At 58.3% G+C, this 14,966-nt stretch carries 15 protein-coding genes and 2 pseudogenes; 4 read left to right on the forward strand and 13 right to left on the reverse strand.

What is annotated here, in order from left to right; genetic code table 11:
* Nucleotides 1–4: 4 nt before the first annotated feature.
* Entirely contained in the window at nucleotides 5–1,066 is a 1,062-nt protein-coding gene (locus NKJ81_RS20365; protein ID WP_352541510.1) for a nucleotidyl transferase AbiEii/AbiGii toxin family protein, read from the reverse strand.
* Nucleotides 1,063–1,869, reverse strand: coding sequence for a DUF6088 family protein (locus NKJ81_RS20370; RefSeq protein WP_352541511.1), 807 nt, complete (start codon nucleotides 1,867–1,869; stop codon nucleotides 1,063–1,065). Before NKJ81_RS20370 ends, NKJ81_RS20365 begins: the two co-directional genes overlap by 4 nt.
* Before the next feature lie 115 nt (nucleotides 1,870–1,984).
* Between NKJ81_RS20370 and NKJ81_RS20375 the strand changes: the two genes are divergently transcribed.
* Nucleotides 1,985–3,175 (forward strand): hypothetical protein, encoded by a 1,191-nt coding sequence (locus tag NKJ81_RS20375; protein WP_352541512.1) that lies wholly within the window; start codon nucleotides 1,985–1,987, stop codon nucleotides 3,173–3,175.
* A 2-nt stretch (nucleotides 3,176–3,177) separates the two neighbouring features.
* Here the strand turns inward: NKJ81_RS20375 and NKJ81_RS20380 are convergent, their stop codons facing one another.
* The 6 genes from NKJ81_RS20380 to NKJ81_RS20405 form a co-directional block, all read right to left on the reverse strand.
* A complete protein-coding gene (locus NKJ81_RS20380) occupies nucleotides 3,178–5,019 on the reverse strand; it encodes a Z1 domain-containing protein (protein WP_352541513.1) in 1,842 nt (613 codons plus the stop codon).
* Nucleotides 5,020–5,220: 201 nt separating this feature from the next.
* Nucleotides 5,221–7,089 (reverse strand): ATP-binding protein, encoded by a 1,869-nt coding sequence (locus NKJ81_RS20385; protein WP_352541514.1) that lies wholly within the window; start codon nucleotides 7,087–7,089, stop codon nucleotides 5,221–5,223.
* A gap of 27 nt (nucleotides 7,090–7,116) precedes the next feature.
* Nucleotides 7,117–8,295 (reverse strand): hypothetical protein, encoded by a 1,179-nt coding sequence (locus tag NKJ81_RS20390; protein WP_352541515.1) that lies wholly within the window; start codon nucleotides 8,293–8,295, stop codon nucleotides 7,117–7,119.
* A gap of 17 nt (nucleotides 8,296–8,312) precedes the next feature.
* Complete coding sequence (locus tag NKJ81_RS20395) at nucleotides 8,313–9,077, reverse strand: hypothetical protein (RefSeq protein WP_352541516.1); 765 nt, start codon at nucleotides 9,075–9,077, stop codon at nucleotides 8,313–8,315.
* Complete coding sequence (locus NKJ81_RS20400; protein WP_352541517.1) at nucleotides 9,077–9,445, reverse strand: hypothetical protein; 369 nt, start codon at nucleotides 9,443–9,445, stop codon at nucleotides 9,077–9,079. The genes NKJ81_RS20395 and NKJ81_RS20400 overlap by 1 nt, the downstream gene beginning before the upstream one ends.
* A 17-nt stretch (nucleotides 9,446–9,462) precedes the next feature.
* A complete protein-coding gene (locus NKJ81_RS20405; protein WP_352541518.1) occupies nucleotides 9,463–10,053 on the reverse strand; it encodes an RNA polymerase sigma factor in 591 nt (196 codons plus the stop codon).
* Nucleotides 10,054–10,104: 51 nt separating this feature from the next.
* Here NKJ81_RS20405 and NKJ81_RS20410 point away from each other — a divergent pair, with 51 nt between their 5' ends.
* Nucleotides 10,105–10,404, forward strand: a complete 300-nt coding sequence (locus NKJ81_RS20410; protein ID WP_352541519.1) for a hypothetical protein — start codon at nucleotides 10,105–10,107, stop codon at nucleotides 10,402–10,404.
* On the opposite strand, the gene NKJ81_RS20415 is transcribed toward NKJ81_RS20410, so the two are convergent.
* The 4 genes and pseudogenes from NKJ81_RS20415 to NKJ81_RS20430 form a co-directional block, all read right to left on the reverse strand.
* A complete protein-coding gene (locus tag NKJ81_RS20415) occupies nucleotides 10,391–11,068 on the reverse strand; it encodes a hypothetical protein (RefSeq protein WP_352541520.1) in 678 nt (225 codons plus the stop codon). The genes NKJ81_RS20410 and NKJ81_RS20415 overlap by 14 nt on opposite strands.
* A gap of 156 nt (nucleotides 11,069–11,224) precedes the next feature.
* The gene (locus NKJ81_RS20420) at nucleotides 11,225–11,359 is read right to left on the reverse strand and encodes a helix-turn-helix domain-containing protein (protein WP_352541550.1); all 135 of its coding nucleotides are present in this window, start codon (nucleotides 11,357–11,359) and stop codon (nucleotides 11,225–11,227) included.
* Between the two features lie 171 nt (nucleotides 11,360–11,530).
* Complete coding sequence (scpB, locus tag NKJ81_RS20425) at nucleotides 11,531–12,250, reverse strand: SMC-Scp complex subunit ScpB (RefSeq protein WP_352541521.1); 720 nt, start codon at nucleotides 12,248–12,250, stop codon at nucleotides 11,531–11,533.
* A gap of 5 nt (nucleotides 12,251–12,255) precedes the next feature.
* Nucleotides 12,256–12,339, reverse strand: a pseudogene (locus tag NKJ81_RS20430) (DUF1403 family protein); the annotation flags it as partial.
* A gap of 95 nt (nucleotides 12,340–12,434) precedes the next feature.
* On the opposite strand from NKJ81_RS20430, the gene NKJ81_RS32685 reads away from it, so the two are divergent.
* The gene (locus NKJ81_RS32685) at nucleotides 12,435–12,656 is read left to right on the forward strand and encodes a hypothetical protein (protein WP_502904305.1); all 222 of its coding nucleotides are present in this window, start codon (nucleotides 12,435–12,437) and stop codon (nucleotides 12,654–12,656) included.
* A gap of 93 nt (nucleotides 12,657–12,749) precedes the next feature.
* Nucleotides 12,750–13,734: pseudogene (locus tag NKJ81_RS20435) on the forward strand (IS5 family transposase).
* Nucleotides 13,735–13,937: 203 nt separating this feature from the next.
* On the opposite strand, the gene NKJ81_RS20440 reads toward NKJ81_RS20435, so the two are convergent.
* Nucleotides 13,938–14,909, reverse strand: coding sequence for a LysR substrate-binding domain-containing protein (locus NKJ81_RS20440; RefSeq protein ID WP_352457357.1), 972 nt, complete (start codon nucleotides 14,907–14,909; stop codon nucleotides 13,938–13,940).
* Between the last annotated feature and the right edge of the window lie 57 nt (nucleotides 14,910–14,966).

The following is a 14,966-nucleotide window of genomic DNA, read 5'->3' on the forward strand; positions in this document are numbered from 1 at the left end:
TTCGTCACCGAAGTGGTTTTAGCGTGTCCTCGATCGCCCTTATAGCGGCGATGATGTCCTCGAATGAAGGGAGCGAGCCGAAGATCATTCCGCCCATACTGTCGTAGTCTCGCTTGAGCGCGTCCATCATTCCGGCTGCGGGGGTCAGTGAGAAGTCCCCTGCTACCGCTGCGTCGAGATCGAGATCGGGTCGATTGAAAAACATGCGGGCGTGACGTGCGCTATCTAGACCCAACGCTCGATTCGCTAGCGCATCCTGCCCAATTTGAGCTGCGAGCAAGCGGTAAACGTCGTAGTAGTGACGCGTCACGCGTTGACCTTCTTGACGGACAATTCCTCTGCGGTCAAACCACCGGCGCAAACCATGTAGAATGACTATCTTGTCCCAAAAAGTGCGGCCGGCGGCAACTGTGGTTACATTCGAGACTACGAAATTCGTGTCGTCCAGTTCGGCGGCGACATAAGGGATGACGCTTGCGGACGCATTTGGGTCTAGAGCGGATTTGGCGCCAGATTCGATGCGAACTGCCGGTCGTATATACTCGTCGGCTGTTACCGTGGCGCTTGGATACCAGAGCAGAAGGGTTTGGCCATCCGGATCATCCCTATCAGACACAACTCCCAGTCCGCTGTCCGAAACGTTAGCAGCACCCAATGTGCGCTTGAAAATTTTCGCGAGGTCATGGGCGAACGATCCGTTGATATACTCACTGCAGCTGTCGCGGATCGCGTTGAGTTGACGGGTTCGAGCCTTGCGACCCATGGCTTCGAGCTCCTCGACGGAAGCCGCCTCCCCCAGATCGTCGCGAAACACCGTAATGTCGATGTCTTCCGAAAAGCGTTCGATGAGGCCATGCGCCTTCGACAAGGAAGTGCCGCCTTTGAATAGCAGACGTGGTTGACCGGCCGGCAATTCGTTGAACAGAGCGTCGAGTACCCGGCAGACCCAGAAATCCTTCTCGACATTTCGTTCACTTGTACCCAGGCGTCGTCCGGTTTCCGCGAACAATCCGCGGCGATCCTCAATTGGGGCCGCTAATACACGTGCGAATGCGGGGTTCATCATGAGGTCTTCGTCGAAGCTCTGTTGTTCGGTTTTCTCCGGGTCTCTGCCAAATTATCGGACCCTGCGGTCTTTTCGATCGACCGCAAGCTTTCGCGCTTAACGCGAGGAGACTTGGACGAAACCGTGTGTCTCATCGCCCTTCCAAGAGGCAGTTCAGGAGATGGATCGGCATCCTGCAACACCTCCCGGAGATAAGATTGCATCCATATTGGCAAGGTCGGTAGGCCGTCGCGGAGATCGTCGCGGACCGCTTGTCCTCTTGCCGGATCACTGAGCAAATTCCGAAGCCGTGCCGTGCTGTCCGCTTCATTCCCTGACGTTATAACGTCTTGAAGCCAGTATAAGGCTTGGACCACCCGCATCGCAGGTCGTCCGGCCCAGAAAAGCCGACTTGGCGCAGCCTGCCTAAACTTGATAGTTTGGTTGCCCAGTTTTATTGGACGCAGACGCGCATCACTGTGTACAACTACTTGTGAGGGAACGGCGGTTGTGAGACCTAGATCATTCGCCGCAGTGACACCATCGACGACAAGGCGGGCCTGATCGCGTCGACTTACAGCGTCAATTACGGCGCGTGTCTCCGGGGCGCTCGAACGACCAGTCAGGCTATTTTTGCGCGGCATGTGGTACAAGCCCCGATCAAGACGCTGCAGCTCTTGTGTTTTCACGAGGCGTTGGAGTGCCTTGTCTATGGCAGCGCGAGGTCCAATGTCGAGAAAGTCCACGGGTGTCCAGACAGCACTTGGAGCCGCTGCAATGCGGTCGAGAATCTGTGGCTTGAGATCGAGCGAAGGGCCGCGCATGACTCACCTCTTTGTCCGAAAAATGCGGTATTTTTCGGACAAAGGCAACTCCGGGCTTTACGTTGTCCGAAAAAGGCGGTAAATTTCGGACAAAGATATACCCGGGAGGCCGAACGTGATCCGCTCCATTCATCCCTTCCCGGCACGCATGGCACCGGAACTAGCTCTCGAAAAACTAAACGAGCTATCCTCCGCAGGCCTAGTGCTCGACCCGATGGCAGGTTCCGGAACCGTTCTTCGTCAGGCGACCGATCTCGGTCATCAGGCGATTGGCTTCGATATGGATCCTCTCGCAGTTCTCATGACCCGCGTGTTGACGGCCGCAGTCAACGATGCGTTGGTCCTCGATCTCGTTGAGCGCGTAAACAAACGAATCGATGCGATGTCTGTTGAAGAAGCCATCCTACCATGGATGGACAATGATCCCGAGACAGCGGTGTTTGCCGACTTCTGGTTCGCTGATCCGCAGAAAGCCGAGTTGCGCCGAATCGCTTGTGCCTTGGATCAGCTTAGCGGGGAACTCTCCAGCCCGGATGAACACTTGGCGATCGACCTGTTGAAGATCGCGCTCAGCCGCCTCATCATCACTAAGGACAAAGGAGCTTCGCTGGCCCGCGACGTCTCGCACAGTCGACCGCACAAGGTCGCGGACGCCAACGACTTCGAGGTCAGACCAATGTTCGATCGCTCAATTAATGCTGTAAGGAAGCGCCTGAGCGAAGCCCCACCTGCCGGCGGCGCCGCCATTACGCTCGGCGATGCGAGAACCCTGACGTCCGTCGCGGACGCCAGCGTCGACGTGGTTCTGACGTCGCCACCCTATCTCAATGCTATTGACTACATGCGCGGACATCGTCTGTCTCTTATCTGGCTGGGCCATCGTCTTAGAGACCTTCGTGCGATCCGCTCCAACAGCATTGGTGCCGAGCGGGCGCCCGATAAGGTTGATGAGGCCATCGAGCTAGCAACGATACAAGCTGCCATGGGCGAGATCGATCAGCTTCCCACGAAATTCGCGTCGATGATCGCCCGCTATGTCCAGGACATCCGTCTTATGGTCAGCGAAATCGCGCGCGTGCTAAAGACTGGAGCACGCGCGACATTCGTCGTAGGCAATTCCTGTCTGCGCGACGTGTTCATCAGGAATTCTGAAGCGGTCGCTGCCGCTGCCCGCCTCGCTGGGCTGACATTGGTTAGCGAAACCGAGCGGCCTTTACCATTGCGCAGCCGCTATCTGCCAATGACGAGCGAGCCGCTCGGCAAGCGAATGCGCACCGAGACGATCCTCACATTCGCTCGCACCTGACGTCATGCGAGATTCTGGATGAACTGCAAGCTACCCTTGTACTTGTAGAACAGCTTTGCTCGTCCGTTCGCATTGTAGAAAATCTTCACATGATGGACGGCTGTTGGAAATTTCTTGGGCTCAAGCTGACTTTTGCCCATGAATCCCTTGTCGCGTGAGATCGCTGCCTGATTGGCGGTACTGCCGTAATTAGCGATCGTCGAGGCTCCGTGAATGGCTAGCGTGCCGCCCCCTCCGGCCATCACTGCCTTGATGTAGTCGATCAGAAATTGCGGCAGCGCGTCGTTGCCGAGTTTGGCGCGAAGCGCATCTAGCGTGACGATGCTCGATGGATCACCAAGCACGATCTGATCGAGTTCTACCGTGTAATCGAACATGCCGAACGACATCTCGCCCTTGTCGAGCGCGACGGTTGCCTTATCAATGCTGGGGTCCGACGCCACAGACACGCGACTATCTCCAATCCAGACTGGCGACCCCAGCTCGCTCCGAACTGTCGCGAGCGCCAGCCGATGAAACACGAAGCAACGATGCCAATCGGCATAGAGTTGGGTTGGGATTGTCAGTTCGAAATGTTCAAGATATGCGCCGCGCGCGCCGAACATGCGTGCCCGCTGGATGTAAGTATCCTGCTGCAACTTGTGCTGCACGTTACGCGTGAAAAACATCGACAGAAGGTTTGGGAAGGTGACGCCGCGCGAAACAATATTCCCGCCGATGATAATGGTGAACGGAGAGGAGGGCTCGGTGGCACTATCCCCTGCTGCTATTCGGTCTCGTTCGCTGTTCAGCACCACGAGGCTCGTGCGCGAAGCGTTTTCTACGACATAGCTGGTGAGTTCATCGGGATCAGCCGCTGGATATAGCTGCTGCGCCGTCGCATAGACGCTGGTGACAAGCGTATCGAAGTCCGTGCTGTCGGCCTCCGTCAATGCATGCACGGCCTCTTCGATCGTGATGCGGTCGGCCTCATGGTCGAGCTTCTTGCCGCTCGTGTGCACGAGCATAGTGTAGTTTTTCTCTTCGTCGTTCACAACCTTATTGAGGTAGGCGACCGTAACAAGAAATCGAACGAGCGCGTCCCGCGCTTCCTGCGGATTGCCGCCCTGCTGAAGATAGGTCAGGCGATAAGACACTTTCTTGTCGAGCGGAAAGAACACGTCCTGGCCCGTATATTTGGCGTGTGGTGGGAAACTCACCCACTTTTCAGTGTCGTTCTTAAAGGTGTTATTGAGGTCGAGCCGGGCGGGTGTCGCGGTAACGCCAATATAGAAGCCATCGCTGCCAATCAACTGCCCGACGAGGTCGTTAATGGTCGTCTTCGTACCCTTGTTAACCTTGGAGTTTGGCGTGGCATAATCCGCTTCGTCATCGATCACGGCGATCTTTCCTATGCCCTTGAGTCGATCGATTAGCTTCTCGAGATCTCGCGCGTTCTTTTTGCAGAAAACAACCAACTCGGCGGGCTTTTGGCCGTTCGACGTCTGAAGCGACTCGGAGGAGTTGCGAGGACCTGGCGCTAGGCCGGATGTCTTGAAGCGACGCAAATTCTGCGTGAGCAAATCGACACTGTCATTCATGAGATGAACGATGACCTTGTGCCCCTGATCGAGGAGCTTCGCCGTCAGACAGATCATCATCTCGGTCTTGCCGCTCTGAGGCTCACCATAGATCACGAGCGCCGATGTGCTGGCCTTTGCAAGGTTGGAGACCGCGCCGTTGACCGCCACCTCGATGCTCGTCGTAGGAATGTCGGCTGTCTGCAATCGCTTTAGTTGTTTGGCATACCGATCGTTGAGTTTTGCTTTTGCCTTGAATTTCGCAAGATCGAGTACGTTTGTCACTGAAAATCACCCTTCAATTTGTCGGCCGAACCTGTAGATAGAATAGATAATTAATTTTACTAATTCTTCTGGCAATTCTTCAGGTCAGAAAAATTCGCATCCAGCTTTTACAGCAGGCAAGACTCCTTTCCCGTCCGGTGTATCCTAACGCCAACTTATAGTGCACGCGAATCGAGACCAGTCTGACAGCTCAAACATCTGTCAGCTTTCCAGTCTCAACTTCGCGGTCGAGGGATGGATCTGTGTCATGATCGGGCGACGCATGTGCGCAAGGCTAACAACGGCCTGCCCCGGCTGCAGCGACGCCAGCGAGCGCCACATGCTCTGATCAATGGCGGGAATAGTCCGCCGTAACCTGCCGACGACGCTTTCGTCCTGAATCTTGTGCAGGATCCAGTTGTTGATCAAGGCCAACACCTCATCGGGCAGATTCTGCGGCAGCTGCGTGACGAAGGTCAAGCCCAGCCAACGCTTACGCCCGCGCTTAGCAATGCGGGCAACCTGCTCATACAACGTCGGCATCTGTCGGATTCGCGCCGTCGACAGAAATTCGTGTGCCTCCTCGATAATGAGATTAACTGGCGTCGGCGTCTGCCCCTTGACGCTTGCCAACTCGTACGCACGCTCCTGCTCGGTCTGCAGCTGCCGCAAAACCTGCGCGATTGCCAAGTTTCGCAGCACCGGGCTGTCGAGATCTGAAAGGTCGATGATGTTGACCCGACCTGGTTTGAGCATCGCCGGGACATCTAGGTGGGCGGCATCGGCACGATCGAAGATTTTCAACCGGTGCATGCGCCAGAGGAGGCCGGAAACCTTCATCCAGCTCGACGGGACTTTCTCGAGTTCAGTCTGATCAATGATTTCTTTGAGCTTGGCCTGCGCGTCCGACCGTTTGCGCATCAGGTCGCTGGCCCAAAATGTGACTTCACCTTTCTTGAGGTGCGCGATGCATGCAGAAACGACGTCGATTAGCAGCGCCAGGGTCAGGTGTGGATAGCCTGACTCCATTTCATCCCAATCTAGGGCCTGGCGTTCTGACTCGACGTCCTTCTTGACCGGAAAAATGTTGATGTCGCCCAGCAGGCGTCGACCGATATCATAGGCGGCGAGGAAACGACCTTGTTGTGCATCGTTCATCCCGAGTATTTCTATCGCGGTCCATGGTGATAGCACGCTGAATTCGAGCGTGAACTCGGTATGTGACGGGTGGTCAGGATTGCTGGGCTCACGGCCGACGAGCGTCAGAACATGTGTGTTGGGTACGCCCTTAACGGGGAGACCCTGCGCCTTGGCAAGCGCCAGCATATCGGCATCCGCGGTCACCTCGTGCATGGTGGTGTACTCGCCTTCGGTATCGAGCAGAATGACCGCAGCCCCCTCTGCCGCGATCCCGGCGGCGTAGTTGGTGATCGTAGTAGATTTGCCGCCGCCCGTTGTGCCCAGAACCCCCGTATGCCGATAGAGTACAGACTTCTTGTGAACCGGCACCGGTACGTCGACTGTTTCGTGGCCCATTACGCGGCCGATGGCAAAATCGCCCTCCAAGCCCAGAATCGAAGACATCTCTGCATCATCAACCAGGAAGACGGGCGAATTCGGAATCGGTCGCCGATTGGCAGGCCCGATGCGACCCCCTCTTTCCTCGCCGAGCAGCTGAAGCTGAAGACGGCCGTGGTGCCCGGGCATGCCGATTGCGCCATTGACCGCCGAGATCACCATGGCGGTCGAATCAGCGCTAATACCATCCGGATCATAGAATGGTCCGGCCGACACAGTTCCGACATAGCGGCGACCGTCGGGATGGCTTTCGATGCGAAGAAGCGCCTGCGACGTTACGTTCCGAATTTTGTCCGGCGGCATCACAACCGTCACCGATCCATCGGACGAGCCGGAGGTGTCGTACAGGGTTCGCCCGAAAGATCCATCGTAAACAGCCGGCAGCTTCTTCTGACCGCCGGCCTTTTCTGACGTCTCGATCAAATTCTTCACGGCCGCGCGGCTCGTTGACCCGCGGTCAGTCACCTCCGATGCATCGCTGGCCGTTTCGTCGTCTCGGTTCGCTTTGGGCATTTCACTCTCCTGAATGGGCGAGGCGCTTCACGCGCCATATTGGGTCATGACCGCCGCTGCCGGCTTGAAGATCGCGTCTGATGGAAACATCTCGCGGCAGATACCGCCGGCGAGATCGAGCAGCATCGGGTAGCCTCGCGCTTCAACAAGCACGGCATCCGCCATCGCGACGATAGCGGCTTCGCTGGCATGTGCGGTATGTGCATAGAACACTTGACTTGACGAGTGTGGCGAGACGCGAAAGACGCCGGCGACGAGCTTCCCACTGGCGTCCGCCTGAAAGCCCTCAAGCATCCGCAGCGCTTTCTGGAATCGGCCCGTTCCATAGTGACCTTGAGTGATGACGCCGTGCATGTAGGAGTTCAGATCGTCGACGATCGCATACTCAAGGGGGAGTAACGCATCGCCGATGGTCCGCAGCAGGCGGTCGTTCGATCCGCGCGGAACATAGACGAAGCGCTGGTGGTCGAGCAGCAACTCACGAAAAAGCGGAACGGACAACTCGATCAGTTCGGGCATCCCAGCCCCCGTGAGCAATTCCTTCGGCAGGGGATGGCCATGGCCCATCCGCCATGGCGCTTCTGCCTTGCGCGCCATGACCGCCAACTCGGCATTGGCCATCAATCCGCGTCGCAGCATGTCCGATAGGCCCGCTTCCTCGGCGTCCTCGGCTGCTTTGCGTTGGGCAAGCAAGGCGAGCGTTCGATCAAGCGCAGTGCGTCCTGAGACCTTGACGTCCTTCTGAAACACTCGGTGGCCCCAGGTCCCATGGTCGCCCAGATAGGTCGCAAGTGCTATGGCCGTCTGAAAGATCGTCATCGGAAGCGTCTGATGAACGACCGACGCCCCATCAACGGCTTGGACATGCCCGCTGAATAGCAAGTGCTGCTGAACTGTCCGCAACTCGCCAAGTTCGACTTCGTGAACTCCGGCATCACGGGGAGCACCTTCGCGGCGGGCGATCAAAGGGAAGGCTTGCTCGCGAATGTCGCGGCGGGTTTCCATTTCCCGGACTTGCGCCGCAATAATCTCCCTCTGCAGACGATCAAACTGCTCCGCCATCCGGTGGGCGGGGTCCCAGTTGTCGATGTCGAGCGTGTCCTCAATACGCTCGCCGGTAGCGTCCTCGTAGCTCCGCCCAGCTGCCGATCCCGCTGCGCGTGGCGCCGATTTAGCTTCATCTTGGTCGACAGCAGAATTAGCCATGCGCCGTTCCTTTTATCCTACATATGCCGTTCGCGCTCTATTTCGGACGCCGCCTTGCGAAGTTGTTCCACTAAGGAGGGGCGATTGCGGCCTGCGGCGTTCACAATGCGCGGCGCGTGACGATCGGCGTCGCCTGGTGACAGTCCAAAAGTTTCTATCAAGCAAGCGGTGGCCGCTGCCCGATCGATGCGCCCACTTCGACCAAGCGTGCGGGCAATGACAATGCCTATAGGGGCGAGGGCGAGGAAGGCAGCCTCGTCGGCTTCATATTCCATGACTTCCGCGGCGGCTGTCAGTGGGACACCGTCGTCCCGCTCCATCACGTCCGCGAACGCGCCGAGCGGGCATCCGGACAAAATGCCCGCAAGTCGTTCCGGTGCCGTCGGCGCTCGAAGGCCATCGAGTACGTCGATGATCGCTGGGCCAAGGCGAGCGATCGCGAGTTCGCGCCGTGTTAAATAATGGCCTGCAAAATGGGCCAGTTCATGCGCGAGAGCGAACCGCACGAGCGCTGCATCATCTTCGTCGAGAAAAATCATACCGAAGCCTCGGTGGGCAACCAAGCAGCCTCGCAGGCGTCGTTTCCGTAGGGAAGCGGTTGCGCGACCGGTCGCGACAGACAGCGTCTGTGCGACGTCCGCGGTGGTAAGGCCAGCGCGGACAATGATCGACACAGGCAAGGTCAGCGGTGCGCTTTCGGCGAGATCACGCGGAAAGCCGGAGCCGACTTTGTCGGCTCCGGCGGTAATTCGCGCTGCAACTGCGGCGGCGTCAAACGCCATTAATCGGCATCCTGTTTTCCCTCGTCCATGTCGAGTGCGGCCATCAGCATTTCGCCGTCGTCATTGGCATTCGCAAAGGCCTTCGCGCTTTCAGCGAAACGTAGCATATTGACGAGTGCCAGTGGATTCACGCCCAACGAGGTGGCCAACTCCATTGCCGCTCGGGGTATTGCAGCGCCTTCCGGCCGCGGTGTTACCGCGAGCCGCCACAGCTGGTTCTCATCACAACGCAGCTCGACGGCGGCCGAGCGTCCTGGATTTGCACGTTCCCAAATCGCCAGAGCACTACCGACGAAATCGGATCGATCACGCGCCGCCTGGGCCATCGCGCGCCCCAGACGTTCGGTCTCTGCTGAATTTCGGTCCATTGTAATCTCCGTATTATTCATGCCTTCGTCCCCTCCCCAAAGCGGCGAGCTCTGCCGCGGATACGCTCCAACCGTCTTCCCGCTTCCTCCAGCCCAGATTCGTCGGCGGCCAAGCCGAGAGCTTGAGCGACTACGGGCACCGAACTCGCTCCCACCTTTATGAGGTTGACGATGACTGCGTCGCCAGGATCCTTCACCAATTGGTCGCCAAATCGCTCCCAGTCGATCTGCCGGATCATTGAATCCTCGTCGTCGATTGCCGCTAACGGATCATCAGAAGAATTTTCGATCGCCGAATACGTACCCTCATGTTTTGTGCGGCGAGCCTGCGAGCGCCGAAGGGTCATAGCCTTGCCTTTGGCGATAGCGGCGAGGTACGTTGTCAGCTCAGCGAGCTGAGGATTGTAATTCTTCGGGGCAGCCAGATATTTGAACAAGGCGTCGAAGCAGGCCTCTTCGACATCCTGGTGGTCATGGAGACCAGCTATGTCGCGCTTGACGATGGCGACCAGCGACGCAATGACCAACTCAACGATCTTCGAGGCGGCACGCGTATCACCCGCCAAAAGCTGACCGTGTAGCGTCAGCAGTTCTTTCTGTTTCGACATTCTAGTCCTCTCACCGTCCGGTCGACGTCACCGGCTGATTCGGTGCCGATCTTGTTCGACGTCATATATCTGCCGCTCAACGGCAAATCTGGACGCGCGAAAGAGGAATTTTTGGCCGTTACAGATTATGTACGAAAGTCAGCTCAAGAACCGCTAGATTGGAAGGGCGCGCGTGAACGATTCCGCGGCACCGCGAAAGCTGCTGGATTCAGGGCAAGTGACGGCCATTTTCGCCCTAGAGCGGAAGCGCTCGACTTGATCACGACCCAGCAATTGCCAACGAAAATCGTCATCCGTGATGTCACGAAAGACAAAGCCGAGCACCTTTTCGTCTTGATCAGCCCACCATGAAAGCTCCTCTGCCATAACCCGAGCCAAGGACCTGCGCATGCCAAGGACGTGGAGATCGAAGCGCGTCCGCGAGATGCGCTTGCTGAGAAGATGGTCTCCTCGCGCTGTGCTCTTTTGCGTTTCGCCGCACCCATTTTATCCGACTCGCCTGGGCAAGAACATCTTCGGCGAGCTCTCCGCCGGTGACGGAACGCCTCACCAAATTGTCCGGGTCGTTTATGTTCCGGAAATGAGAGAGCGGGTTGCGGAGGTCCGCCAATCGTTTGAGATCAGTGACCTCTCCCGAAGAGAGAAAGCCGTTGGCTGAGCATCGCCTAAGGGTGTCATGAAAGCCCACCTTCGGCGGAAGGTCTTCTCCTGCCACATGCAGAAACCCGGCCAGAGTATTTTCCGCAAGCGATTGGCAAAGTAAAATGGTCGCGGCGAAGTTGCCGTGGACGAATGACGACCGTGCCTCAGTCAACGCCGTATGGGCTACAGTTCCTCCAAAGAGAAGCGTTCCGCCACTCCCCAACGAGCGTCCGTGATCGATTAAATAGTGATACCGGCCGAGTCGGCCTGCTAGGTCATCGTGCAGGTCGGCCAGTAGTAGTTGGAGAAGTGCGACATCCGACGGAGTTGAAAAGAGATCATCCCTGTGATCGTTTGGATCGATTTCGTTCATGTTCCGCTCGTGGGAACCGTGGAGACCGCACACGACCCGTGATGAAGCAATTTTTTCGCAGAAATCTGCATCCCGCCGATCGCTTCAAAATGGTGCCGGTCAAGTCTTTCCAATGCCATCGTTTGTGTCAGAACCATAGCCTGTTTCTGACAGCTTTCAACAAAGGTGGATTTTAGTCGTGGTGGTTGAATTTGTGCGAGACATCCCCCTGCCCGTCATCTCGCGCAGCCCAAGCTCGTCAACGAGATCGAGCGTCTCCTGTTTTTTCACTTTCAACCTGTCCTGGATCAGGCCGGATCAAACGAGGGCCGGCTGATTTCGATCCATGTCCGAAATATGCTTACAAATTTCGGACAACAACGCGGCGCCGGTGGCACTATCTCGCGTTTATAGCTGATCGACTTTATTGATCAGGTGCGAGCACTGGTAAGGCGCTGCACTACTCCTGGCGTCAACGCAGAGCTATTCGTCCGCCTCTCCTTCGATGCCCTCTTGAAGACCGGCAAAGTCCGGCATGATGTCACCAGCCAGCAACTTCGCCTTCGACAGCAGGCCGGCGTCCTCGAGCGCCTCGATATCCGGCAGGTCGCGTAGCGTGTCGAGTCCGAACTCCAGCAGGAATTCTTTGGCCGTCACGTAAGTGTAGGGCGCGCCGGGCGTCGGGCTGCGCGGACCCGACGAGATCAGGCCGGCGCCGCGCAGGTGGCCGATCAGGTCGCGGGAAACCTCTTTGCCAAAAAACGACGACAGTTCTCCGCGCGTGATCGGCTGGAAATAGGCGATGCACATCAGCACCAACACGTCCGACTGCGTCAGGTCTGCGACACGCCCGTTCCCGCCGGCGGCCGTGCCAAATGCACTGCGGATGGCGTCTGCATAGGCAGGCCGGGTCAGGTGCTTCCAGCCACCGGCGACGGCCACGAGGTCATAGGGCCGACCGCGCAGCTCCTCGCGGATGTCGTCGATAAGCAGATCTATGCTACAGTTTTTGCCGACGACGCGGGCGAGCGTCTCGCGGCCGACCGGTTCGCTGGCCGCGAAGATCGTTGCTTCGACGCGATGCATCCATTCTCGCCAGCGCGCCTCCGGCGGTAGGTGATCCAGTTCCTTATCAAACAGGCGGTCGCCTGATCGACCGTCATCTGGCCGGCCCTTCCCTCGTCTGCGCGCCGCTTCCACCATGGTCTTCAGAGTCCGTAGATGCGGAAGGTCGGACGGCCGGATAGCTCTCGGACGGCGCCGAGCTCGACCAGCCGGTCGAACAGGCGACTCGCTTGAGAAGCGCGGCGGCCGAGCACGGCGTTCGATTGGCTTTTGTGCCGAAAGCCTCGTAGGCAACGGCCCACGCCGCAAGACGCGCGTCCCTTTGGGCGTCATCGCGAAGCGCCGCCTGTTCCGCCGCCGCAATCGTGTCGTTCAACGCCTGTGCATCCGGCACGTCGATTTCAGCGTTCCGCACCACAATGCTGATCAGATGAAAATCCGGGTAGCGGGCCTTGATCTCGGGGCAATCAATGGCGTGAAAGACATGGGAAGCTCTTTTCTCATGGGGAGGCTTTGCGCTGCGGGTCGTTCGGGAAATGTATGAAGAAAGGTGCTTGTCGAGGCGTTGGTGCGTGGAACATTTTTCAAGGGTTTGCCGATGGGCAGGCGAGATCGCCAACGACATGATCTTCGCCCGATGCCCTGCAAACACAATGCCAGCCGCCGTCACCGAGTCGCGAAGATGAAATTCAAGGTGACAAACTGGCCGGAATACGAGGCGGGCCTTCGGCGGCGCGGCAGTCTGACGCTGTGGTTGACAGAAGAAGCCTTGGCCAGGTGGCATGCGCCGCGAAGAACGACCCGCGGCGGCCAGCCCCGCTATTCCGATCTCGCCATCGAGGCGGTCTTGACACTGGGATGCGTCTTCGGGCTTCGTCTGCGCCAGAGCGAGGGATTGGCGACCTCGCTGCTCGATCTGATGGGGCTTGATCTACCGGTTCCCGATCACACGACGCTAAGCCGCCGGGCGCAGATAGGGGAACCATCGGCCAAGCGGCAGCGGCATCCCGAGGACGGTCCGCTGCATGTGCTGATCGATAGCACCGGATTTGAAAGTCTACGGCGCCGGCCAATGGCTGGAAGACAAGCACGGTGCCAGATCACGCCGGACCTGGCGCAAGCTGCATTTGGTTCTCAATGCCGACACCGGCGAGATCATCGCCCATTGTCTGACCGACCAGGACGGCGACGATCCCTCGCAGGTGAAGCCGCTGCTCGACCGCATCGACGCAGAGATCGACCAATTCACGGCCGACGGAGCATATGATGGCGGCCCCACCTACTGCGCGGTGCTGCAACACAGCGCCACCGCAAGGATAGTCATCCCGCCACGTTCAACGGCCGTGGAGAGTGATGACACCGGACCACCCGGTCAACGGGACGGTCACATCACGGCGATCGCCAATGATGGAAGGCTGAATTGGCAGGCGTCCACCGGCTATGGCAAGCGCGCCCTGATCGAGACCGCCATCGGGCGCCACAAGGGGCTGATCGGACGTCGCCTGCGAGCCCGCTCCTTTTCGGCTCAGCAGACCGAGGTCGCCATCGGCTGCGCCGTTCTCAACCGCATGACGGCGTGCGCACGCCCGGAGTCCGTTCGCTGCCCGGCAAGGCCGACATAGCAGGCGGCATCAAAGAGCTGATTGTGCCTAATGCCACATTTGTGCACCAACGCCTTGTGGCGCGGGCAGCCACAGGCACAGGCTACGCGGAAAATGAAAAGCGGGGCCAACCCATTCGCTTGCACACAGCCTGCGTTTTGCCAGCTCCTCAACCGCAACGTGCTGTCAATCTTCGTCTTGCCATGTCTTGAACGCCGAACTGTTCACGCCATTGGCGCCGCTTTGTCATCCCGTGCCCCGAAATGAGGCCGTCGTTCGAACGATATGCGCAGTTGCTTATCCGCCAGAAACCGGCGAGCCAGATCGGTGTCGCGCTTACCCACGCGTGACACCCAGTCCGAAAACAGGCGAACCGCGCGCCGGTTCATATGCCGCGAAGGACAGACCAGCCAGTATCCCGGAAACTCGATGACCTCGAACTCTATCGAGACCGGAACCAGAGAACCCGACACCAGGTCCTCGAATGCGATGGATGTGCTTTCCAGGACCACACCTGCACCGTCCTTCGCCAGTTGAACCGACATTGACGAACGGTCGAAACGATAGGGATACGTCATGCGGGCGCCCTGGATACCGTTGCACGGCAGCCAATAATCCCACCGGAAATAGGCCTTCACACTGTCGATCAACCGCGCATGGCGAAGCTGCTCGCGCGGATCCGGTGAGATCGCGCGCAGTTCGGCAAGATAGGAAGGCGAGCACATCGGCAGGATCAGATCGTTGACGACGCAATCCGAATAAAGGCCGGCCCAGCCGCCGTCGCCATAACGAAGATCGAGATCGATGACCTCCGTTTCGAAATCCGAGAAATTGGGCGTGGCGTCGACGCGCAAATTCCAGCTCGGATAGCCCTTGCTGAACTCGGCCAACCGCGGCGCCAGCCATTTCTCGCCGAAGGAAGGACTGACGCGCAGGCTAAGCTGGAAGCTTTCGCGCTGCCGCACAATGGCATTACGCACCTCGCGTATGGATTCGAAAGCCTGGGTCGTGGTCTGGAAGAGCCGCTCACCGTCGATCGTGAGCGAGAGATGGCGCTTTTCGCGCTGAAAAAGCCGCACCCCGAGTTGGTGTTCGAGCAGCCGCAGCTGCTGGCTAACCGCCGAAGGTGTCACCTGCAATTCCTGAGCGGCCTTTGCCACGCCGCCGAGCCGCGCGACTGCCTCGAAATGCGTCATCGAATTGAACTTGATGTCTGACCTCGTCCTCGTCAGTTAAGCTCAGCTACACAGAAT

Source organism: Mesorhizobium sp. M0018 (assembly GCF_040323955.1).
Taxonomy (GTDB): Bacteria; Pseudomonadota; Alphaproteobacteria; order Rhizobiales; family Rhizobiaceae; genus Mesorhizobium.

Excerpts from the sequence above, each read along its gene's own strand:
- NKJ81_RS20365 (WP_352541510.1), bottom strand. The coding sequence starts at position 1,066 with ATGATGAACCCCGCATTCGCACGTGTATTAGCGGCCCCAATTGAGGAT.
- NKJ81_RS20370 (WP_352541511.1), bottom strand. The coding sequence starts at position 1,869 with ATGCGCGGCCCTTCGCTCGATCTCAAGCCACAGATTCTCGACCGCATT.
- NKJ81_RS20385 (WP_352541514.1), bottom strand. The coding sequence starts at position 7,089 with ATGCCCAAAGCGAACCGAGACGACGAAACGGCCAGCGATGCATCGGAG.
- NKJ81_RS20390 (WP_352541515.1), bottom strand. The coding sequence starts at position 8,295 with ATGGCTAATTCTGCTGTCGACCAAGATGAAGCTAAATCGGCGCCACGC.
- NKJ81_RS20395 (WP_352541516.1), bottom strand. The coding sequence starts at position 9,077 with ATGGCGTTTGACGCCGCCGCAGTTGCAGCGCGAATTACCGCCGGAGCC.
- NKJ81_RS20400 (WP_352541517.1), bottom strand. The coding sequence starts at position 9,445 with ATGGACCGAAATTCAGCAGAGACCGAACGTCTGGGGCGCGCGATGGCC.
- NKJ81_RS20405 (WP_352541518.1), bottom strand. The coding sequence starts at position 10,053 with ATGTCGAAACAGAAAGAACTGCTGACGCTACACGGTCAGCTTTTGGCG.
- NKJ81_RS20415 (WP_352541520.1), bottom strand. The coding sequence starts at position 11,068 with ATGAACGAAATCGATCCAAACGATCACAGGGATGATCTCTTTTCAACT.
- scpB (WP_352541521.1), bottom strand. The coding sequence starts at position 12,250 with ATGGTGGAAGCGGCGCGCAGACGAGGGAAGGGCCGGCCAGATGACGGT.
- NKJ81_RS20440 (WP_352457357.1), bottom strand. The coding sequence starts at position 14,909 with ATGACGCATTTCGAGGCAGTCGCGCGGCTCGGCGGCGTGGCAAAGGCC.